This window comes from Psychrobacter sp. Cmf 22.2 (assembly GCF_001921745.1).
Taxonomy (GTDB): Bacteria; Pseudomonadota; Gammaproteobacteria; order Pseudomonadales; family Moraxellaceae; genus Psychrobacter.
In genome coordinates, this window is record NZ_MRYA01000003.1 from 232,147 (window position 1) to 254,369 (window position 22,223).

Genomic DNA, 22,223 nt, shown 5'->3' on the forward strand with positions numbered 1-22,223 from the left:
ATGAAGCACAGTTCAGTTTTAATAGTATGCCTTAATAGCTCTATCGGTGGTGTATCAACTAGGATGGAGGGTGAAGTAAACGCTTTCATAGATAAAGGCGTTGATGTCTATCTTCTGGGTGACGAGCGAGTAAAGGAATGTAGTTATGCAACCAACCCTAGAGTCAAACAAGTTAAGATAGCCGATCTAGGCGAATGTAATACGGTTGACAAAATCATTGAAGCACTTAACCATGTTGAGTCTATGATTTTGGAAAATAATATCTCTTTCATCTACTCTCATCATCCAGATATGTATTTTATAAGTGCTATTGCATCTCAAAGGTTAAAAGTACCGTTCATGATTACGCTTCACGGTATTGGCTTTCATCTGTTTAATAATCCATTCCAGCATTTTATTTTGAGAAATTTCGTTTATCCTTACGCAAGTTTAGTGACGTGCATGTCGCCTGCATTGACTACGATTAGTCAGATATATGCTCCAGAGACTAATCTTCGCTTATATCACAATCTAGTAAATACTGAACGCTTTAACCCAATTAATGCTAATAATGTCGATGATGTCGATAATCGTTGGTTGATCGTAAGCAGAATAGATGCTGAAAAGTTCCCAGGGCTGGTCAAGTTTATTGAGTATGCTTATCGCGCTGGTATACCTGGAGTTGTCATAGCCGGTGATGGGGGCTTGGTAGATAAACTTAAACAGTTACTATCTGAGGCAGGTATCGTAGATTATGTGACCTTCTTAGGTGCTAGAAAAGATATCCATAAATTGGTACACAATTACAGTGCAGTGGCTGGCGTTGATAGAGTCGTTTTAGAGGCTGGTAGTAGCATGAAGCCAGTTTGTATTTTGGGGTATAACGGTGGAATCAAAGGTTTCTTGAAGGCTGATAATTTTAAAAGACTTGCTTACACCAATTTTTGTGGTCGAGATCTGCCTGATTTAGATTTGAATGATTTTGTTACAGAAGTTAATAAAGTTCATGAGATAGATTTGGTTGAAATAAGAAGTATGATTGAAAAGGACTACAGTGAGACAGATAAATGGACTGAAAATGTAGGAGAGTATTTAACTTATATGGAATTTAAAGAAAATAAGGACATTCAAGTTTTATACGATCTAATGTGTTTTTATAATAAACCCATAGAAGGACAAATATACACCTCTCCTGTATTTAAAAAATATATCGTCAAAGACATAATGTTACGTAAAGAGAAAAATTTAACTACTGAATATCAAGAGTTTTTAGGTTTGTTAGAAAATAGTGGTAGCTTTGTCAAACCTCACAGCTATGCTATTCGAGATAGTAGAATTAAAGTAGCAGACTCTGTCAATGAGGGAGAATTGATATTTTCAAGTGAAGAAGGTGTCTATCTAAACGATGGTGTCAATGTTGAGCTTGAAAGTTACTTAAAAGCCAATTATGGTCATAAAGTGAGAATCAAAATTCGAGCAATGACACATGATAAAGATCATGAAATCAATCCGATGATTATGTCAGTTCTATTCAAAAACCATGATTCTGACCAAGGTGCAAAGAAGCATAATGTAGAAGGATTAAGTGTTTCGGCAAATGAAAATATTGGCTATTTTAAATATGTTCCTTTGAAGAACTTTATGTGGGAGTTTAGTTTTGATGTCCTTATTAAAGATAGCTCTGAAATAGAGGAGATTAGACTCAAAAAGTGGCAAGCTAAAGAGTTTGAAGAGATATTTATTGAAAAAATTGAAGTTCAAGTCTTTAATTAAGAATCTATAGTATCCAGTTTTCTTGTTTGAGTATTAACCTTTGAGGTAAGTGTTGATGAATTTACTAAATCCAGTGATTAAGACTGCTGATTTAATTACTATTGGTTGCAAGCTTAATAGTGAAGAGAAAACGAATATTATAGACTCTGAATCTTATAATTATTCGACAGAAAGCTATAATGTTTTTGCATTTTCTGGGCTGGTTTATTCTGTTGATAACCAGCCGAAATTATATAATTTTTCTGACTGCTCTTTGCCAGCTGTTAGTAAGGATTTGGATAACTTAAAAGGTCAATGGGCTGCCGTATTAACTAATGAAAAGCGAAGTATATTTAAAATTGTTGCTGACTATTTTGGTTTTCAGAGTGTTTTCTATCGTTATGATATTATTGATGAAGGTCATTCTCAATTATCAGTTAGTACAAGTTATAACTCATTGATTGAGTATTCTAAAAACAACCTTTTGCCATACAATTTTAACGAAGAACAGTTCTATCTAGCGATGGGTGCAACTAATGTACATTTGCGTACAGCCTTCTCTAGTGAGTCTTTTTGTCGTGAAATAAAGCTTTTAGGAGTAGACGAGACTTTGTCTTTTGATACTTTGAAAGATATATTCAAAGTTGATAAGAAAGAATTCATTCGTGATCCTAAAGGAAGAAGCTATGAAGAGCTTATTAGTATTGGGGTCAACAAAGCTAAAAAAGACATAGCTTCATTAGTTAAATTTTATGAAGATAAGAGAATATTTTTGTCTGGAGGTCGTGATTCAAGAATGGTGTTAGCTTTGCTATCATCTTTAGGAATTGAAAAAGATTTCACGACTGCAATGGGTAATCCTCAGAATTTATCTGGATTAGCGAAAAGGGTCGTAGAGAAGGATCTTTACGTTTCTACTTATTTAGCTAATGAATTTGGTATGAAGCACAGCGAGTTCAGTGAACACCTCAGATTAAATTTGGATTTTGAAAAGTCCTTAGAAAGGATCTTATCGTACGGTGCCCAGTTTGCTTGGACTATAGCACCAAGTAATAGAGTAACTCTGCCTACTCATAGCTACCTTGCTTTAAGAGGAGGAGGAGGAGAGCTTTTTAGAGCTCATGATACTTCAAGAGAGGCTATAGCTGAACTTCAGACGAAATATCCTAATTTTAATACGTTGGACTTTGATACTCAGGTTGATGCATTATTTAATTTATACATAAACGTTAAGACCATACCAAACAATTATATAGTTAGATGCAAAGAGTTGTTCACTGAATCTTTTGTTTTTGATAAAGAGTTTTCTCTCGAGCAAAATATAGATTGGCACTTTGATTACTATAGAAATAGAGTTCATTTTGGACACTACATAAGTTCATTTAGTAAAAATGAATTAGCTTTTCATCCTTTAATGCAGAAAGAGTTCCTATATGCTGCTAATCATTATAATATAGATGAGAGGAGGGGTGGCAAGATCTGCTACGACATTATTGAGAAGCTAAATCCAGAGCTTAATAAAATTACTTTTGATAATGGTCATTGGTCAGATATTGATACTACTTTTGGTCCTACCCTAGAAGAGTTGAGTAAGGATACAGAACTCTATAAAGAATATTATGAAGTACAAGTTAAGAATTCTGCTTTAGCTCACAGGCCTGTTGACATCAACAAATATGAAATAGATTCTGAACAAAATCTTTCACGTTACAAAATATACAATCTCGCTATTAATAGTCTTTTAGAGTTAGTTTACGAACGCAAGTATACACTTAACCATATAGAGCAAATTATCAAAAATATTCACTCAGGAAAAGCCTCTCCTGTAGAAGTTTTTTTGAAATATATTGATTACAAGAATATTTTTGAGGAATATAATACTTCTTGTAACTTGCTTTCAGTAAATGTGCCATTTAGCAGGAAATATTTGGATTATTGTAATCTTGAAAGTCAAGAAAAACTTTTATCGACGAAAAAAGAGTGCTTTAAAAATTTGGACTATACATTCGTTGTAAGTGAAAGCCTTTCTTTTAAAGTAAATCTAAGCTCTAAGTTTGATGAGTTATTCGATAAGGTTGAGTATGCTTTCTACTTACATGAGAATGGGAAGATTTTGGATAAGTGTTGGTATGGTGAAAAGAGTGAGTATCATTACAACAATTTAGATAAGGGAAAAAGGTATGTTGTTCATTTTTTCTTAAAGATATTTATTGAGGACAAGGCTTTTAATCCTATTATTGTAAGGTCCGATTTTATTGACACTTAGTTGTGGTAAATAGTTTTTAGATAACTAAATTTGCTGAGTCATTTTGATGTTTGGAAAAATTATGACCTATACAAAGTGTGAATATAAAATATTTTTAATTAGTGATGCTCTTACTTCTACCGCATTGCAAAAAAGTAGTTTTCAAATAAAAAACTTAAAAAATAGTAAGTATATTTGGCAACATCCTTTTAAAAAATCTGGTTTCATCCTAGTCGAATCAGCATGGCGCGGTCACAAAGACAAATGGCGCTATAAGATTGCCAATTATCCTGGTTATCCTGAACGCAATAATGTCGAGCTGCGCAAACTCCTAGAGCTGGCAGATAGATATAATATTCCAGCCGTATTTTGGAATAAAGAAGACGGTGCCCATTTTAACCGTTTTATCGACTCTGCCAGTTTATTTAAGTACATTTTGACCGTTGATTCAAACTGCGTTGAACGCTACCAAGCTATATTAGGCAATAGCGTAAAAGTAGGGGTGCTACCCTTTGCGGTGCAGCCTAAGTTTCATTATCCCACCGATTTACCACCACGTTATAATGAAAGCTTGTTTGTCGGTAGCTATAGTCAACATATCCATAGCGCGCGTCAGCAATGGCAGGATATGGCGTTTACTGCCGCTTCGCCTTATGGATTAACCATCGTTGATCGTAACTCTGATCGTAAGTCTGACGTCTATCGTTATCCTGACCTACCGAATATGACCATCAAGTCTGCCGTGCCTTATGACCAGACAGGTGAGCTGTTTAGGCAGTATTCACACTGCTTGAACGTCAATACCGTGACCGACTCCCCAAGTATGTTTTCCCGTCGTCTGATCGAGATTATGGCTTGCGGGCGATTGGCAGTGACCAATCCGAGTTTGGCAGTCAGCACCCGCTTTGACGGGATGTGCGAAGTTATTGATAATCGTGAGCAAGCGGACGAACTATTTGCCCAACTGGCTAGAGGTTATACCAAAGAGCAGATAGAGATGATGCGTTACGCCAGCGACCATGTACTACAAAATTACAATTATGATAAATGGTTACAACGCATTGTTGAATTTATTGGTTTATAGTAATGAATTAATTTTCTATTAGACTTTTTATTACTATGCCTACATCTACCATCACCCACGCCGTCATCCCCGTCGCAGGCTTTGGCACTCGTATGCTGCCACTCTCTAAGTCAGTGCCCAAAGAGCTACTGCCACTGGGCAATCGTCCTGCCATTCATTATGTCGTTGAAGAAGCGATCGCTGCCGGTATCAAGCATATTGTCTTGGTCGGCCACGCACAAAAAAGCGCGATTGAAAACTACTTCGATATCAATGCCGAGCTGGATAACCAATTGCGTCATAAAGGCAAAGACGAGCTGGCGGACAGTCTCAACTGGCTACCAGAGGATGTGACGGTATCGATGATCCGTCAGGGCAAGCCATTAGGTCTGGGCCATGCGGTGTTGGCCGCGCGTCCCATTATAGGCGCCCATGATTTTGCCGTCTTGCTGCCAGATGTTGTGCTTGATCCCTTTACCACTAATATGTCTACTGACAATTTAGCCTTTATGATGGATGCCTTTGCTACAGACAGTCATTCACAAATCCTGGTCGATCAAGTCGCTGATGAAGATGTGCATAAATACGGTATCGCTAAGTTAAAGAATAATGCTGCCAAAGATGTCGACGATCAGTCTGTTACAAAAGATAGTAATGCCAGCTTTAGAGTCGCAGGCTTTGTAGAAAAGCCGAGTTTAGCAGATGCGCCATCCAACTTAGCGGTGGTTGGTCGTTATGTATTTAGCAATCAAATATTCGATTATCTGGCCAATACGACGGCTTCTGTCGGCGGTGAAATCCAGCTCACGGATGCCATTGATGCCTTGATTAGCGAATACGGCGTCAATGTCACGACCATGCGCGGCGCTAGCTATGATGCAGGGGATATGCGCTCATATATGCAAGCGTTTATCTATTTTGCCGAGCAGCAATTAGCAAAAGATGAATAACTGATAGGTAATCACACTAATGGATAATATCAAGGACGACGAGCTCTATCGCAGTGCTCGCAGCTCTAAGTACTGGCAGCAGTTGCAAACGTTAGCAGCGCAGCCTTGGTCACTTACGACGTTGTTTGCACAAGACGAGGAGCGTGCATTACGTTTTAGCACGCAAGCGGGCGCGCTCTATATGGACTATAGCAAACAGCGTATCGATGAGACAGTGTTATCTAACCTATTGAGTCTGGCCGAGAGCTGCGATTTATCGGCTCGTATTACAGCACTATTACAAGGGGCGATGGTCAATACCAGTGAACAGCGTGCAGCCTTGCATACCGCGTTACGCTTACCTGAGACAGCGAAGCTACAAGTCGATGAGCAAAATGTCGTTGCTGATGTGCATCATAGTCTGGCGCAGGTTGCTAGGTTATCTGAGCGAGTGCGTAATGGTATATGGCGCGGATTTTCAGGCAAGGCCATCACCGATGTCGTCAATATCGGCGTTGGTGGCTCAGATTTGGGGCCGCTGATGGCGACGACCGCGCTGGATGAGTGGACAGATACTGACATTGAAGTACACTTTGTCTCCAACATGGATGGCACTCATCTTGATCATCTGCTCAAGCATTTAAATCCTGAGACCACTTTATTCATCATCTCTTCTAAGTCTTTTGGTACTGTTGATACGCTATCTAATGCGAAGACGGCATTGTCATGGCTGCTTGCCACTGCCAAGCGCCGTGCTGGGACAGAGGGCTGTGTGTTGCGTCGTCACTTCATCGGTATCTCGGCCAACTGTGACAAGATGAGCGCATGGGGTATCCATCCTGAGCATCAGCTCCAGCTTTGGGAGTGGGTGGGAGGACGGTTTTCGTTGTGGTCAGCGATTGGACTGGCAACTGCTATTCGCATTGGTATGCCCAACTTCAAAGCTTTACTTGCTGGGGCCCACAGTATGGATGAACACTTTGCGCAGGCTGATTTTTCCCAAAACTTACCTGTGTTATTGGGCCTGATTGCCGTTTGGAATAGTACTTTTTTACAAGTAAACGCTCATACCGTATTGCCCTATGATGGGCGGTTAAACTACTTGCCAAGCTACTTAACCCAGCTTGAGATGGAGAGCAATGGTAAGTCGGTTACCCGACATGGCAATCACATTGATTACAATACCTGTCCGATTCTGTGGGGCGAGATTGGCTCTAATGCGCAACATGCATTTTACCAATTGCTACACCAAGGGACGCAGCAGGTTTCTTGCGACTTTATCGCATGCGTGCGTCGTTATAGTGATAAGGTACACAATGCCCCTTTGCAGCAGCAGCACGAGCTATCGCTAGCGAATTGTCTGGCGCAAAGCCGCGTGTTAGCCTTTGGTAACGCCGCGATTGAAAATACTATCACTGATGCTACTGTCATAACTGAGGCGGACAAGTATAAGTACTATCACGGCAATCAGCCATCGACGACGCTACTTATCGATGAGCTGACACCGCATAGCTTAGGAGCGCTGGTTGCGCTCTATGAGCACAAGGTCTATGTCATGGCCAGTATTTGGGACATCAATCCGTTTGATCAGTGGGGCGTTGAGATGGGTAAGCAGATGGCTAAGTCAGTGCACCATGCCATGCAACAAGAGGATAGTAGTCAGTTTGATACTTCTACAGATCAGCTTTTAGAGCATATTAAGCGGTTGTCTTAAGCTATCGTAGGTTTAATGATGAAGCCATCGCAGACTGGGTTTTTAACTCAGCTATCGTAGGGTGCATTCCATGCACCATCATAATAAGGATATAAGATGTCTATCAATCCAAGCCACGCCAATAATATCAATAAAGAATCTGCAGTCTGCGTCATCGTTGGCCATGGTGTCGAAGCCATTACCAGTGCTGTAGTGCTGGCAAGCTTAGGACAGACTGTACACTTATATGCAGACATAGAGATGTTAGAGCAGCAGTTGCAGCAATATAGCTTTGAGCGTCATTTGCAGGCGCTGTGGCAGATGTATGATCAGCAAAAGCAGATCGTCAGTCAAGCGTTGCCAAGCAGAGCTGACAAGCTGTTGCAAATCTATGAAGCAACAGATGAAACGACAGGTCATCATGCTAGTCCTCAGGGTAACGAGCAACACACAAAAGTGGCGCTTTATTGGCTGTTTTTGGACAGCATAAAGTCAGTATGGCCAGAGGAGAGCTGGATTACTGCCTTCAATCACAGTCATCAGCAGACCATATCTGTGATTATAAGTGGCATTGAGCAGTTAGGGCATATCTCAGCACTTAGCCAGCGCTTACAGCGAGCATGGGTATACTATATACCCTTTGTATTCTTACAAGATGGTGATGCCTATAGCTCGATGTTGAATCCTTCCTTGTGGCTACTTGGCGAAAAGACAACAGATAGCAACAGCCAGCATTTAAAGGTCTTACAGCCATTAATGCAACAAGCTCATGCCCGTCATTGTGCGGATGTCGCTACGATAGAGTTTGCCCGTAGCAGTATCATGAGTATGCTGGCGACGCGAGTAAGCTTTATGAATGAGATGTCGCGCCTTGCTGATAGTCACGATGTCGATATTCAGCAAGTCAGTCACATTATGGGATTAGATGAGCGCGTTGGGAGTAGCTATTTGCAAGCAGGCTGGGGCTTTGGTGGTAATACGCTGCCGACTGAGCTCTTGCAACTAAATGAGTCGGGGCAGGCGAGTCGTGTGGATATGCCCCTTCTACAATCAGTGATCGATATCAATGAAGATCAAAAAGAGCTGATATTCCGTAAGTTCTGGCAATATTTCGATGGTTTTATTGATAACAAGACCGTGATGATTTGGGGCGGTAGTTATAAGTCAGGCTCAGGGCGTACCGTAGGATCTGCTATCCATCCACTGTTAGCGCTGCTTTGGTCTTATAATATTCAGACGCTGGTCTATAGCGAAAAAGCACAGACTGAGTTAGAGACACTATATGGCAAGCAGCCTTTATTAGTGTTGGTTGATGATCCTTATGCAAGACTTGATGATACCCAAGCCTTGTTTATCATGAGTTGGCCATTAGACAGTGACTTGGATGTGAATCAAATCAACCACACAGCGCAACCTATTTTTGATGCCCAAAACGCATTAACGTTTACGCAAATTGACAGTTTAATTGGCGGATATATGGGTATTGGTCGGGCTAAATAATACGCGTTTAAGCCAACACCGCGCCTTGCGCTTCAAGCCATTCCTGTATTTCTCTTACCTTGTTGGCTAATAACGACTTATCACCACGGGTTTCGATATTAAGCCTGATCAGCGGTTCGGTGTTCGATGCTCGTAGATTAAGTCGCCACTCCCCAAAGTTAAGACTTAGGCCATCAAGCATTGATTTAGTGGGATTTTGAGCGTCAAACTTGTCTTCGATAGCGCGAATGATAGTCGGTGCATCATGAGTAGTGAGACGAAAGTTGAGCTCACCTGAGCTAGGATACGCTTGAATATAGCCTGTGACCAACTCTGATAGCGTCTTACCAGTAGTAGATAATAGCTCAATGGTCAAAAGCCATGGAATCATACCGCTGTCGCAATAGAAAAAGTCACGAAAATAGTGATGGGCGGACATCTCGCCGCCATAGATTGCGCCCGACTCGCGCATGACTTGCTTGATAAATGAGTGTCCAGACTTACTGATGACCGCCTTGCCATTATGTTCATTGATCACGGCTTCGGTGTTATATATGACCCGCGGATCGTAGACGATGGACTCATTTGGATATTTATTTAAAAAAGCCTGCGCCAGCATGCCAACGACGTAGCTACCATCGATGAATTCACCATTCTCATCGAATAAAAAACAGCGGTCAAAGTCGCCATCGAAGGCAATGCCGAGATCAGCTTTGTTTTCTAAGACAGCTTGCTGGGTAGCGACTCTATTGGCTTCAATCATAGGATTGGGGATGCCGTTGGGGAAGCTACCATCGGGGGTATGATGCAGTTTAAGGACTTCAATCGGTGCGCCCGCTTGTGCAAGCTTCTCAATCAATAGATCAACGACAGGGCCTGCACTGCCGTTACCTGAGTTAATAACCAATTTAAGTGGTTTAAGCTTATCAGTATCGATAAAGTTGATAACGTGATCAACATAGGCGCTTTTATCAGCCAATAATTGTAATTTTCCTGCCAAGTGATCAGTGGTGAATTGTCCCGATTCTGCTAAAGCTTGAATCTCTGCCAGACCCTCATCAGCGCTAATGGGTTTTGAGTGCTCCTTGACCAGTTTTAGTCCATTATAGTTAATAGGATTATGGCTTGCCGTGACTTCAATACCGCCTAATGCCCGATAGTGACTGGTGGCAAAATACACTTCTTCTGTTCCAGTCATGCCCAAATCGATGACATCGACACCTGCGTCGATGATGCCTTTAAGCGTCGCTTGTTTTAACTGCTCGCTTGAGTGGCGAATATCACTACCGATAACGATAGCAGGTTGTAAGTCTGTCATATCGTTATCTTGCTGAGCGGCTGCTGCGTGATAACGCTGATATAAAATCTGTGCAAAAGCGCGTCCAATACGATAAGCGATTGCTTCGTCTAGGTTGACACCAAGCTCACCGCGAATATCATAAGCTTTAAATGAGCTGATAGTAATAGGGTCAAAATCGGTCGCTGGCTGGTAGCTCAGGGTCGCAGAAGTAGACATAGTGGTAGAATTCCTTACGCTAAAGCAGTAATAAGTTCACAATAGATAGCACAATTATAAGCCAATCAGCGTTCAATGCTACACTAACGAAAAAATCGTTATGAAATTAACGTTATTCTAACCAATAACAAATAAAAGTATAAGAGCATCCTTTATGAGTACTGTAAAAAATAAAATATCAGCACCCAAACCTGTACAAGGCACTCCAAAAGCCAGTGGTCAACTTAATGACTTGTTAGCACTGATGGCGCGGCTACGAGCTGACTGTCCGTGGGACAAAAAACAAGACAATCATAGCCTTATTCCTTATGCTATAGAAGAAGCTTATGAACTGGGTGAAGCGGTACAAAGTGATGATGACGAAGATATCAAAGGTGAGCTTGGTGATGTGCTGCTACAAGTTGTCTTTCATTGCCAGATGTACGCTGAGCAAGGGCGTTTCGATGTAGGTGACGTCATTACTACCCTCCAAGAAAAACTGATTCGCCGTCATCCGCATGTGTTTGAAGCTGAATCCCTAACAGACGAAGCGGCGGTTAAAGCGCGCTGGGATGAGATTAAATTGGAGGAGCAGCAAGCGCGCGAGGCACGGGGCAAATTAAAGCGTCGTTTGGATAATATCAAAGCAGGAAGTGCTTTGATGCAAGCGCAAGATGTACAAAAGCAGGCATCAAAATTAGGCTTTGATTGGGAAGGCATAGCAGGAGCGTTTGAAAAACTTGAGGAAGAGATTGACGAGTTAAAGGCTGAGCTAATAGAGAAGTCCAGCGTAGAAATTCAAGCCAATAATAGAGAGATTGAAAAAGAGCTGGGCGACTGTATGTTTGCTCTAGTCAACGTTGCACGCAAACTCAACCTTGACGCTGAGACTGCAACCCTGACCTGTGTACATAAATTTAGGTCGCGCTTTGGTTATATTGAAGAGCAACTAGCAGCGGCTGGCAAGCGTGTCGAGGACAGTGATATAACAGAGATGGATGCACTATGGGACGCGGCGAAACGACATGAAAGATCGTCATGAACGTTCATCATAAAGCCTCGTTCATCAATTTAATAACGAACGCTGCGTTCGGCTTCGCTTTGCTTATTATGATGCCAAATAGTGGGAATGCGGCGCCTTGTTTTGATAATCCACAAAGTGCTTATAAGTACCTTTTAGCGCAAGAGAATGCCAAAACACAAGCGCGCGATCAAACTACCGTCAATATCAATCGTGCTTCTGAGGGTGAGCTGGTTTCACTAAACGGTATCGGTAGTAGTAAAGCTCAAGCAATTATTTTGTATCGTGACATGTTTGGCGATTTTAAAACGGTTGATGAATTAATGAAGGTCAAAGGTATCGGCGCAAAAACGATTGAGAAAAATCGAAGTCGTTTAAGGGTGCAAGATTAATAGCATTATTTTGCTTTAATTAATCCTAATATTGACAAAATAGCACGTAAGTAAATGTCATAACGCACCTACCACGCACAAAATTTGTTAAACTAGTAGTTACATCCGCCTGACAAACGCTGTGTTCGTCAGTGGTGGTTAAAGAATACCGGCGAGGAGTAGATGCATGGCCGAGCGTGCCGCCAAGCAGTTAGAACTGAATAAATCTGAATTACCCAATTCCATTACTGAAGTGATCGCGACATTGACCCGTGCTGGGTTTGATGCCTATATCGTTGGTGGTGGTGTGCGCGATACCTTATTGGGTCTGCGCCCAAAAGACTTTGATGCAGTGACTGATGCCAAGCCACATGAGATCAAAGACGTCTTTGGTAAGCGCTGCCGCATTATCGGTCGTCGCTTTCAGTTGGCACATGTGTATTCAGGGCGAGAGCTAATTGAAGTAGCGACGTTTCGCGGTCCACCGACGAGTAACGCCAATACCAATCAGGATGGTATGATCCTTCGTGACAATGTCTGGGGCGATATCAAACAAGACTTCTCTCGTCGCGATTTCTCTATCAACGCGCTGTACTATCAGCCACTCAAAGGCGTGGTTCATGATTTTTGTGGAGCGATTGAAGATATTAATAATAAAATAATTCGCCTATTAGGTCATGCCCCCGTTCGTATCGAAGAAGATCCAGTAAGATTGTTACGTGCCTTACGTTTTAAAGCCAAGTTGGGCTTTGAATTTGACAAAGAGCTCTCCGAGCAGTTTCATGATGATAATTGGGCGCTACTTGACCAAATATCTCCGCATCGCCTTTATGATGAAACGCAGAAGATGTTTACTGGTGGCTACTTAGTACCATTGTTGCCACTATTGTTTGAGTCCGGTGCGATTGATAGCCTCATCATTTATCCGCCATCTGAGCCAAGCGCCTTAGTCAAACAAGTGGCTATCAATACTGATAAGCGCATTGCGGCAGGTAAAAGTATCAATCCAGCGTTTTTTTATGCAGCCCTGTTATGGGAAAATTATCTGCATCAGTTAGAAAAAGCCAAAAAGCGTAACATGCCTTTCGCTGAAGCACAGATGTATGCTGCTGGTAAAGTTATCGATCGTCAACGTATCAAGACGGCGATTCCAAAGTTCGCTGAGCAGTTTATCCGTGACATTTGGATCTTGCAGCCAAAGCTTGCCGCCCCGCGTAGTAAGCAAATCGTCCAGCTCTCTGAACATCCACGCTTTCGTGCTGGTTTTGACTTTTTATTATTGCGTGAGCAGTGCGGTGATGCTGAGCATCCGTTATCAGAGTCGACCAATGGTATGGGCGAGTGGTGGCAGACTTATCAGACCTTGTCTGAGCGTCAGCAGCAACAAGCAATCGATGATTTTGATGAAAGTATACGCCGCGGTGCTTATAAGAAAGGCCAGCGTGGTCGCGGGCGCAATCGTCAAAAATCAGAGGCCGATACCGCTGATAAATCGCTGTCCAATCAAAAAAGCGTACCGCACAGTAAGACTAATGGTAAAGCCAGTAGCAGTGCCGAAAACCGTAATAGTGATCAGACAATGACAAATGATTCGTCAAACATTCCAGCACGTCGTCGCCGCGCCGCCAGTCAGACTACCACGGCTAAGCAATCTGGTAGCCATAAAAGTAAGGCTGATGCTACGCAGCCAGTAAAACAAGCGACAGATGAGCTTGCGCAGTTACAAAAGCTATCTCTTGCTAGTAGCAATAAGCAAATGTCGGATAAGCAGCAAAACGCCCAACCTGCGCCGTTGTTCGTCATCGAACACCAAAGCGTCGTGCCGCCATTACAAAAGCAGCTATCAGGTAGCGATAAGCCTAAGACGGCTAGAGATAAGACCAAGCCTCATCAAAAGCCTGAGCAAAAAAAGACCGTCGCTAAAAATGCATCGGCTAATAAAGAAGCGCATCAGTCAGAGCACTTAGAAGACAAACCATCACCTTCTACCTCTAAACAAAAGGCCACTCAAACGATAGCAAGATCGCCTGCGTTAGTCAGTATGAATAACGAGCCGATACCGCATAAGCGTCGCCGCCGTGAGCCCAGCGTTGCTAACAGCGCTAATAATGAACCTGCATCAAAAACTGCCACTAAGTACGCCAAAAAAGCGCCGAAACCGGCAGAGCAGTTTAAGAGTGAAGTCGATACGAAGGCCAAAAAGACAGTAGCACGTACCGAATCTACTACAGAGAATAAGCCAGCAAAGACACCAAACCCAAAACCCAATAAAAACGCTCAAGCCGATAACGACAAAGGTCCTGTACCATCAAAGCGTCGCCGTCGTCAGCCCAGTATTGATAATGTCTAATATGAATAACGATAGGGGCAATGCCAAGTGGGTGACAGTCTATGTAGGCCTAGGTAGCAATCTGGCTAATGAATTAGGTTCACCTATAGAGCATTTGCAGCAAGCACTTGCAGCGCTGGGTGAGCATCAGCAAATATATGACGTTCGGGTTTCTTCGTTTTATGCCTCAGTGCCGATGGGACCACAAGATCAGCCAGACTTTGTTAATGCGGTCGCTGGTTTTGAGACAACGTTGTCACCTTTTGCGTTGCTTGCATTTTGCCAGCAGCTAGAAGAGCAAGCTAAGCGTGCACGCATACGACGTTGGGGTGAACGTAGTCTGGATGTCGATATTTTATTGTATGGTGAAGCGCAAATTGCAGAGCCGCAACTAACCATACCGCATGCTGGACTGCCTGAGCGTAATTTTGTCTTAATACCATTACGAGAGTTAGCGCCACAGCTTATCATTGCAGGCAAGCCTATAGATAGCTATGTGCCCAGTAGTGATTGGACAGGCCTAAAGAAGCTAGCAGCAGATTGAGTGTTTATTAAAAGTAGTAGCACACTGATAGTCAGATAAATGCATGGGTAGTCGGGTAATTAGATACATTGATAAGCAATTGAGGCTCATATGACGACATTATCTACGTTAAATAAATTTAAAAAAGACGGTACCAAGTTCACGTGTCTGACGTGTTACGACTCGATGTTTGCACGCATGATGGATAAGGCGCAGATTGATACTATCTTAATAGGAGACAGTTTGGGTATGGTCGTCCAAGGCCACGACTCAACCCTACCAGTTACCGTCGACGATATGGTATATCATACGGCTAATGTCGCGCGGAGTAACGACAGCGCCCTAATATTGGCTGACTTGCCATTTATGAGCTATGTGACGCTACCAGATGCAGTCATCAATAGTCGCAGGCTCATGCAAGCTGGGGCACATGTGATTAAGATTGAAGGCGGTCGTGAGCTTTGTGAGTTGGTTACCACCTTAGCGCAAGCAGGCACGCCAACTTGTGTACATCTTGGTTTGACGCCGCAATCGGTCAATGTTTTTGGTGGCTACAAAATCCAAGGCCGCGGTGATGCAGCCGCTGATAAACTGCTGTCTGATGCTAAAGCAGTCGTCGCTGCTGGTGCGGCGCTACTCGTACTAGAGTGTGTGCCCGCTGATCTTGCCAAAGCAGTTACACAAGCGGTTGCGGTGCCGGTGATCGGAATCGGTGCAGGTGCAGATACGGACGGGCAAGTATTGGTTATGCATGACATGCTAGGTATGGTGCATGGCCGAGTTCCACGATTTGTCCATGACTTTTTGACCGATGAGCGCAATACGACACATAGTATTGAAGGCGCTTTTGCGCTTTATCAGCAGTCAGTACGCGAAGGCAGTTTTCCAGCAGAGCAGCACCAGTTTAGTTAGGGTGTATCCTAACCTTTTGCTTTTAACGCTTATAGAGAAGAATATCTAATAATGCCAGTCATTCATCATATCTCAGCGATGCGTACCGCTTTACAGAGTTATCGTGGGCAACAGCGTATTGCTTTAGTGCCAACGATGGGCAATTTGCATGAAGGCCATCTTGAGCTAGTAACGCTTGCTAAGCAGCACGCGGATATCGTAATCGTGAGTATCTTTGTCAATCCTACTCAGTTTGGTGAAGGGGAGGATTTTGACAGTTATCCACGCACACTTGATAGCGATGTTGCAAAACTGACAACCGTCAATGCTGATTATGTCTTTGCGCCGAGTAACGATGAGATGTACCCTGTATTGCCGCCACCGACTGCTGTTCTTGCTGGGTCTATTGCCAAGCAATTATGTGGTCAATCGCGTCCTGGACACTTCGATGGTGTTGGGATTGTGGTATCTAAACTGTTTAATATTATACAACCTGATCTGGCCGTATTCGGTCAAAAAGACTACCAGCAGTTAGCAATTATTAAGCAGTTAGTACGCGACCTAAGTTATCAAATTGAAATCATAGGCGCGCCTATTGTCCGGGCTGATGATGGTTTAGCATTGTCCTCGCGCAATCAGTATCTAACTAACACTGAGCGTCAAATCGCACCGGTACTACATCAAGAGCTACAACGTCTGGCTCAGCAGCTAGCAACTGGCAAGCTAAGTCAGCAAAGGATAGAAGCCTCATTGGTAGAGACCCACCTACGTCTTACTGATGCTGGTTTTAGGGTTGATTATTTAGAGATAAAAACTGATCAGCTAGATTCGATAATCGATGCTAAAGATTTTGATATAGCGGACAAACGGCTTATTATTTTAGTTGCCGCTTGGTTGGGAAGAGCCCGTCTATTAGATAACGAGTTTTTCACTATTAATGAGTCTTTTTAATGATGGATTCACAACGTGTGGTAATACTAAAAAGACAGAAAACGCTTAACATGCTCGTAGACAAAGTAGATGATAAAATATAGTCAATTCACTATAAAAACGATACAGCGAGACTGATATAAATTTTTTGTAGCCTCTGTCAGCGTAGACACAGCAAGCAAGAAATATTTATACCAGTTGCGCATCACGTTACAACGTATTGATTTTATTTGGTATCGACTATACAACGTATGCGTCAGTGATTGAACAAACTAGGATGGTGGATCATGGAAGCAGCAGGCCCAAACCAAGAAAACAAAGTAACATCAGAGCAAGTAATAATAGAAAAGTTACAAGACAATAGTGTCAGCATTCTTGTGGTCTCAGGACGTTCAGGATCAGGTAAGACCTCAGTATTAAATATTTTAGAGGATTTGGGCTATTACTCTATTGATAATTTACCACTTTCCTTGGTACCTAATGCCGTTGATAAGTTGGTTGGTGAGAGTTGTATTCGCCGTATTGCCCTTGGTGTCGATATCCGTACTCCACGTGCAGACTTGAGCAAGTTTGCCTCTATTCATAAGGTGCTAAAGCAAACCTACGGGGAGCAGACGGTCAAAGTGATCTATGTGACCGCGCAAGACGCTATTTTAGTGGCACGCTTCAATGCCACTCGCCGCGTCCATCCTTTAATGGCTCAAGATTTTGAAAGCTCTACCTATCCGACATACAATCTGCCCGCTGCTATCAAAAAAGAAGAAGAGTTACTAGAGCCTATTGCCAGTTATGCTGATATAAAAATTGATACAAGTAAATTAAACATTCATCAGCTAAAAGATCGTCTGCGAGATCACATTGGTGCAGACAATAAGATTGTGATCAATCTGCTGTCTTTTGGTTTTAAATATGGCAGTCCTATCGATGCTGATTTTATATTTGATGTGAGAATTTTACCAAACCCGCACTGGAATCCTGAGCTGCGTACGGCAACCGGACTTGATCCAAAGGTTGGTGAGTTTTTCGCTGATTATCCAGAAGTGGCCGAGATGACCGATGACATCGCTACATTTTTGGATCGTTGGTTGCCAGATTTTTTGCACAACAATCGTCATACGGTGACAGTCGCTATAGGCTGTACGGGCGGCAAGCATCGCTCAGTCTTTATTACTGAACAGCTGCAACATTATCTTGCAAAGAGTCTGCCCCAAGGCTTGACGGTTGTGGCCAAGCATCGTGAAAAACGCCGTTGGTAGTTTTATGACTGCTGGTAGCATGAGTAGGTAGGCGATATTCATGATGCAACATAGAGGTCATGCTGGTGCAAATGGTCGCCCATCGCCCCTAATTTTTACTTATTATTTTGGAAAGCTTATATGATTAACTGGTCAGAACAGGATATGCGCGTATCACGCACCGAACTCAAAAAAGCTCATGAGCGTTTGCAAGAGCTGTCGATACCGCTTGCCAACTTATCAAAAAAGCAGCTCAAAAATCTACCTGCCAGTGATTACTTTATGGCAGAGTTGATGGCACTTGCTGATATCACTAGCGCAAATGCTCGTAATCGCCAGACCAAACGTGTTGGTAAGCTTATTAGCGAAGAAAACCGCCATGAACTGGTAAAAGCACTGTTTGATGCTTTTTTCCCCAATGAACAAATTGCTAAAATTGAAAGCTGGCGGGGTAGGCTTAATATCAATGATGAAGGTACGCTCAAGCAGTTTGTAAAACAGTATAAAGCCTCAGAGCGCAATAGCTTATATCAACTGTTGCTTTGGATTGAGTATGCCAAACATATGCAAGATGACGAGCTACTAGTAGAATCGGAACAAGATCTGGCCAGTTATATCCGAGAAGTTGCGATTTTGACTCAGCTAAAGTATTGATACGTTTGATAGCTATTGATAGCTATATCATAAATAAAAATGCTATAGAGCCATTATGTTTACAAGTGCAATAAAAAAGCCAATCATTAATGATTGGCCTTTTTATGGAAAAATAGTAATTACTAACTTATTTTTTCTCAGCGCGGACTTTGTCTACTAGATAATCTACTACTTTAGGAACAGTTGCGCTTTCACCTGTTACCACGTATTTGCCTTGCACGACCACTGCTGGTACACCAGAGAGCTGATAGCGTTTAGCACCTGCTTGTGAGCGGCCGATTTTGGTACCCACTGCAAATGAGTTGTACAAGCTGTTGAATTTCTTTTGATCAACGCCTTTTGTCGCGTACCATTTGCTTAACGAAGCTTGATCAAACAGCTGTTTGCCGTCTTTATGAACAGCATCAAACAATGCATCATGGGTTTTGTTTTCGTAACCCAATAGCTGCGCGGCATAAAAACCGCGCGCACTGGCTTCCCAAACTGGGTTTAGCGCTGCTGGCGTTTTAAAGAAAGCCACGTCTTTATCTTTAGTCTTGGCCCATTTTTCCATGTGCGGATTAAGAACGTTACAATGAGGGCAACCATACCAAAAGAATTCGCGTACGATAATAGCATCACCGCTGATCTTCTCTGGGTTGTCTAGGACGCGGTAGTCCTTCCCTGCGACATAATCAGCTGCTTGTGCGCCCATATTGGCGATTCCAATGGCAATAGCCAGACCAGTCAATGTGATGACACGTTTCATACGTCTTCCTTTGGGAATAAATGTTTAAATTTTTAGTGACGATGTTTATTGATAAAGCGCTAGGCGCAAGCTGCTTATAATAACGTAAAATAGAGCTGTTTGTGAACCGGATTCTTAATCAACCGTTGTAAAGCTGTTAGATAGTATTTACGCAACCTTACCTACAAACAAATTAAACAGTTGTTTTTGATCGGTCAATTCATAATTTAAAGGTATATATCACTTGGCATAAGTTAACAATACCTCTAATAATCGGTCACGATGTCCTTACGACAAAGCGCGCGCTCTCATGCTAACATAAAGCCTATGATAGCGCATAACAACGCATAACAGATAAATAATGACAATAAAGGAAACACCATGAGCTTAGCCAATTCATCTTCACCTAATGACTTTCAGTCAGATATGATGACAGCCGATATTGCAGACAATACAGATATCACCAATGTTGATCCAAGCGAAGTCGATAAGTTTAATAAACTTGCTAGCGAGTGGTGGGATAGTACGGGTGCATTTGCAACTTTACACCATATCAATCCGCTACGTCTTAACTGGATAGAAGAAAACGTCAAACGTGGCTATCAAAGTAGCGATCAAGACAGTAATGCTAACAAAACGGCTGAAACGGGTCTGACTGGCAAAAAGATATTAGATGTTGGCTGCGGCGGTGGCATATTAGCCGAATCGATGGCACGCCGCGGCGCTGATGTCACCGGTATTGATTTGGGTACTGAGAATTTAAAAGCGGCCAGCTTACATGCAGAGCAAAGCAGTTTGGAGGATTGTTTACGTTATCAGCATGTACCTGTTGAGAGCCTAGCAGCCACTCATGCAGGACAGTTCGATGTAGTGACCTGCATGGAGATGCTCGAACACGTACCAGATCCTAGCGCGATTGTACAAGCATGTTATGATCTGCTAGCCCCAGGTGGTGTCTGTGTGCTCTCTACCATCAATCGCAATCCAAAGTCTTACTTGTTTGCGATTGTCGGAGCAGAGTATATATTGCGCTTGCTAGATCGCGGCACACATGACTATGCAAAATTTATCACTCCAGCTGAGCTTGATAAAATGGCATTAAACTCAGGCTTCCACCGTCAGGATATCATCGGGCTTCATTATAACCCGTTAACCAAACGCTATTGGTTGGCACAAAATGTCGATGTTAATTACATGCTGGCTGTCCAAAAGCCACTGGTTTAACATAAATTATTAATAATAAGAGCAGACGATATGACTCAATTTGTAAAAGCTGTTTTGTTTGATTTGGATGGTACGCTTATTGATACTGCAGCAGATTTTGTACGTATTATTGGTAAGATGAGTATACAAAACAGTTGGCAAGCACCGCCTGAGGCTCAGATTCGTGAGCAAGTTTCTGCTGGTGCATCGGCTATGGTGCAACTCATGCTACGTCACAACGATCAAATCGAGACGAGCGAAGAAGCCTTGCTTGGTTTTCGTCAGCAGTTTTTGGATGATTATGAAGCAGATATCTGTGTCGACAGCTGCGTATTTGATGAGCTTGAAGCGGTATTGGAGACACTTGAAAAAAAAGGTGTGCCATGGGGTATTGTAACCAATAAACCGCGTTACTTGTCAGAGCAACTGCTCAAAGTGATGCAGTTAGATGAGCGCTGTGCGGTTTTGGTATGTCCCGACGATGTATCACGTACCAAGCCTGATCCAGAGCCCATGTATATGGCCCTAGAAAAGCTTGGGATACCACGTGGCGCTGCTGGTTGCGTGCTGTATGTAGGCGATCATATACGTGATATAGAAGCTGGGAAGGCGGCTGGGATGTCGACGATTTTGGCTGCTTATGGGTATATTCCACCTGAAGATCAAAAAAGCCTAAAGAGCTGGGGCGCAGATCATATTGTTGATACGCCCAAGCAGCTGAGCAAGTTACTATTATCACCCAGTAAGTTTGAATATATATAACTTCAATGTATTTGGTTTGAATGTTTCGATATTTCTGGCCAGTTAACTCAAGCCAGCCTTATACTCTAAAAATAAATTTTATTATAAATGGATAAGTAGTGGATGAATCTATGAGCGACAACGTTAATCAGCCTCTAAATCATGATGATATTCGTAATTTTGAGCCGCAGGATAATTGTCTGGATGGAAAAAACATCCTAGTAACAGGTGCAGGAGATGGTATTGGACGTGTTGCTGCATTGACCTATGCGCGCTATGGCGCAACGGTACTGTTACTCGGTCGTACCACCAGTAAGCTTGAAGCTGTCTATGATGAGATTGAAAGTTTGGGCGCTAAACAACCTGCGATGTTACCGATGGACTTAGAGAAAGCCACTTACGCAGAAATGCAGCAATTAGAAGGCTTGATCGTCAAAGAAATCGGTCAACTTGATGGCGTACTGCACAATGCAGGGTTATTAGGTGAGCTGACACCACTTGAGATGTACGATGTCGATACCTTTGCTAAGGTGATGAAAGTCAACTTTACCGCTAACTTTATGCTGACCCAAGCATTGCTACCATTACTCAAAGATGCGGACAATGGTTCTATCGTCTTTACCTCTAGTACCGTTGGTACATATCCGCGTGCATTTTGGGGTGCATATGCGCTCTCAAAGCAAGCCGTAGAAGGCATGAGTGATATCTTTACTCAAGAGACACAAAGCACGACTCGTTTGCGCTTTAATTGTATCAATCCGGGCGGTACGCGTACCAACATGCGTGCGCATGCATTCCCTGGTGAAAATCCTATGAGTCTCAAAACACCTGAGGATATCATGGCAGGTTATGTCTGTCTGATGAGTGATGACAGTATTGGTGTACGCGGACAAGTCATCGCGTTACAACCAAAAGATTAAAACGTACTGATAGCCAGCTTTGTTTTCTTAAGTATTGCCACAG

General features: G+C 42.7%; 19 protein-coding genes. 17 read left to right on the forward strand and 2 right to left on the reverse strand.

Annotated features, from left to right (window positions below; translation table 11 throughout):
* The 6 genes from BTV98_RS07755 (at window position 1) to BTV98_RS07780 (ending at window position 9,161) form a co-directional block, all read left to right on the forward strand.
* Complete coding sequence (locus BTV98_RS07755) at window positions 1-1,752, forward strand: glycosyltransferase (protein WP_075103340.1); 1,752 nt, start codon at window positions 1-3, stop codon at window positions 1,750-1,752.
* A gap of 55 nt (window positions 1,753-1,807) precedes the next feature.
* Window positions 1,808-3,997, forward strand: a complete 2,190-nt coding sequence (locus BTV98_RS07760) for a hypothetical protein (RefSeq protein WP_075103341.1) — start codon at window positions 1,808-1,810, stop codon at window positions 3,995-3,997.
* A 61-nt stretch (window positions 3,998-4,058) separates the two neighbouring features.
* Window positions 4,059-5,060, forward strand: coding sequence for a glycosyltransferase (locus tag BTV98_RS07765; RefSeq protein WP_075103342.1), 1,002 nt, complete (start codon window positions 4,059-4,061; stop codon window positions 5,058-5,060).
* Between the two features lie 35 nt (window positions 5,061-5,095).
* Window positions 5,096-5,989 carry a UTP--glucose-1-phosphate uridylyltransferase gene (locus BTV98_RS07770; RefSeq protein ID WP_075103343.1) on the forward strand — a complete coding sequence of 298 codons (894 nt, stop codon included), beginning with the start codon at window positions 5,096-5,098 and terminating at the stop codon, window positions 5,987-5,989.
* 19 nt (window positions 5,990-6,008) lie between these two features.
* On the forward strand, window positions 6,009-7,682 hold the full coding sequence (gene pgi, locus BTV98_RS07775) for a glucose-6-phosphate isomerase (protein WP_075103344.1): 1,674 nt from the start codon (window positions 6,009-6,011) through the stop codon (window positions 7,680-7,682).
* A 96-nt stretch (window positions 7,683-7,778) separates the two neighbouring features.
* Window positions 7,779-9,161, forward strand: coding sequence for a UDP-glucose/GDP-mannose dehydrogenase family protein (locus tag BTV98_RS07780; RefSeq protein ID WP_075103345.1), 1,383 nt, complete (start codon window positions 7,779-7,781; stop codon window positions 9,159-9,161).
* 7 nt (window positions 9,162-9,168) lie between these two features.
* Here the strand turns inward: BTV98_RS07780 and BTV98_RS07785 are convergent, their stop codons facing one another.
* Window positions 9,169-10,656, reverse strand: coding sequence for a phosphomannomutase/phosphoglucomutase (locus BTV98_RS07785; RefSeq protein ID WP_058369856.1), 1,488 nt, complete (start codon window positions 10,654-10,656; stop codon window positions 9,169-9,171).
* A gap of 154 nt (window positions 10,657-10,810) precedes the next feature.
* On the opposite strand from BTV98_RS07785, the gene mazG reads away from it, so the two are divergent.
* The 8 genes from mazG (at window position 10,811) to yjgA (ending at window position 18,589) form a co-directional block, all read left to right on the forward strand.
* Window positions 10,811-11,677: a nucleoside triphosphate pyrophosphohydrolase gene (mazG, locus tag BTV98_RS07790; protein ID WP_075103346.1), complete on the forward strand. Its 867-nt coding sequence runs from the start codon at window positions 10,811-10,813 to the stop codon at window positions 11,675-11,677.
* A complete protein-coding gene (locus BTV98_RS07795; RefSeq protein WP_075103347.1) occupies window positions 11,674-12,048 on the forward strand; it encodes a ComEA family DNA-binding protein in 375 nt (124 codons plus the stop codon). The genes mazG and BTV98_RS07795 overlap by 4 nt, the downstream gene beginning before the upstream one ends.
* Before the next feature lie 166 nt (window positions 12,049-12,214).
* The gene (gene pcnB / locus BTV98_RS07800; RefSeq protein WP_075103348.1) at window positions 12,215-14,377 is read left to right on the forward strand and encodes a polynucleotide adenylyltransferase PcnB; all 2,163 of its coding nucleotides are present in this window, start codon (window positions 12,215-12,217) and stop codon (window positions 14,375-14,377) included.
* Entirely contained in the window at window positions 14,370-14,900 is a 531-nt protein-coding gene (gene folK / locus BTV98_RS07805) for a 2-amino-4-hydroxy-6-hydroxymethyldihydropteridine diphosphokinase (protein WP_075103349.1), read from the forward strand. The genes pcnB and folK overlap by 8 nt, the downstream gene beginning before the upstream one ends.
* Window positions 14,901-14,990: 90 nt before the next feature.
* A complete protein-coding gene (gene panB, locus BTV98_RS07810) occupies window positions 14,991-15,791 on the forward strand; it encodes a 3-methyl-2-oxobutanoate hydroxymethyltransferase (RefSeq protein WP_075103350.1) in 801 nt (266 codons plus the stop codon).
* Window positions 15,792-15,842: 51 nt separating this feature from the next.
* Complete coding sequence (gene panC, locus BTV98_RS07815; RefSeq protein WP_075103351.1) at window positions 15,843-16,721, forward strand: pantoate--beta-alanine ligase; 879 nt, start codon at window positions 15,843-15,845, stop codon at window positions 16,719-16,721.
* 266 nt (window positions 16,722-16,987) lie between these two features.
* Window positions 16,988-17,956: an RNase adapter RapZ gene (gene rapZ, locus BTV98_RS07820; protein ID WP_143505702.1), complete on the forward strand. Its 969-nt coding sequence runs from the start codon at window positions 16,988-16,990 to the stop codon at window positions 17,954-17,956.
* Window positions 17,957-18,076: 120 nt separating this feature from the next.
* A complete protein-coding gene (yjgA, locus tag BTV98_RS07825) occupies window positions 18,077-18,589 on the forward strand; it encodes a ribosome biogenesis factor YjgA (RefSeq protein ID WP_058369863.1) in 513 nt (170 codons plus the stop codon).
* Between the two features lie 127 nt (window positions 18,590-18,716).
* Here yjgA and BTV98_RS07830 read toward each other — a convergent pair whose 3' ends face one another.
* Window positions 18,717-19,337 (reverse strand): thiol:disulfide interchange protein DsbA/DsbL, encoded by a 621-nt coding sequence (locus tag BTV98_RS07830; protein ID WP_058369864.1) that lies wholly within the window; start codon window positions 19,335-19,337, stop codon window positions 18,717-18,719.
* 405 nt (window positions 19,338-19,742) lie between these two features.
* Here BTV98_RS07830 and ubiG point away from each other — a divergent pair, with 405 nt between their 5' ends.
* The 3 genes from ubiG to BTV98_RS07845 all read left to right on the forward strand — a co-directional run bounded on the left by ubiG (window position 19,743) and on the right by BTV98_RS07845 (window position 22,180).
* A complete protein-coding gene (ubiG, locus tag BTV98_RS07835; RefSeq protein WP_227511821.1) occupies window positions 19,743-20,540 on the forward strand; it encodes a bifunctional 2-polyprenyl-6-hydroxyphenol methylase/3-demethylubiquinol 3-O-methyltransferase UbiG in 798 nt (265 codons plus the stop codon).
* A 30-nt stretch (window positions 20,541-20,570) separates the two neighbouring features.
* Window positions 20,571-21,281: an HAD family hydrolase gene (locus BTV98_RS07840; protein ID WP_058369866.1), complete on the forward strand. Its 711-nt coding sequence runs from the start codon at window positions 20,571-20,573 to the stop codon at window positions 21,279-21,281.
* Between the two features lie 110 nt (window positions 21,282-21,391).
* Window positions 21,392-22,180, forward strand: coding sequence for a YciK family oxidoreductase (locus BTV98_RS07845; RefSeq protein WP_075103352.1), 789 nt, complete (start codon window positions 21,392-21,394; stop codon window positions 22,178-22,180).
* Window positions 22,181-22,223: the final 43 nt, after the last annotated feature.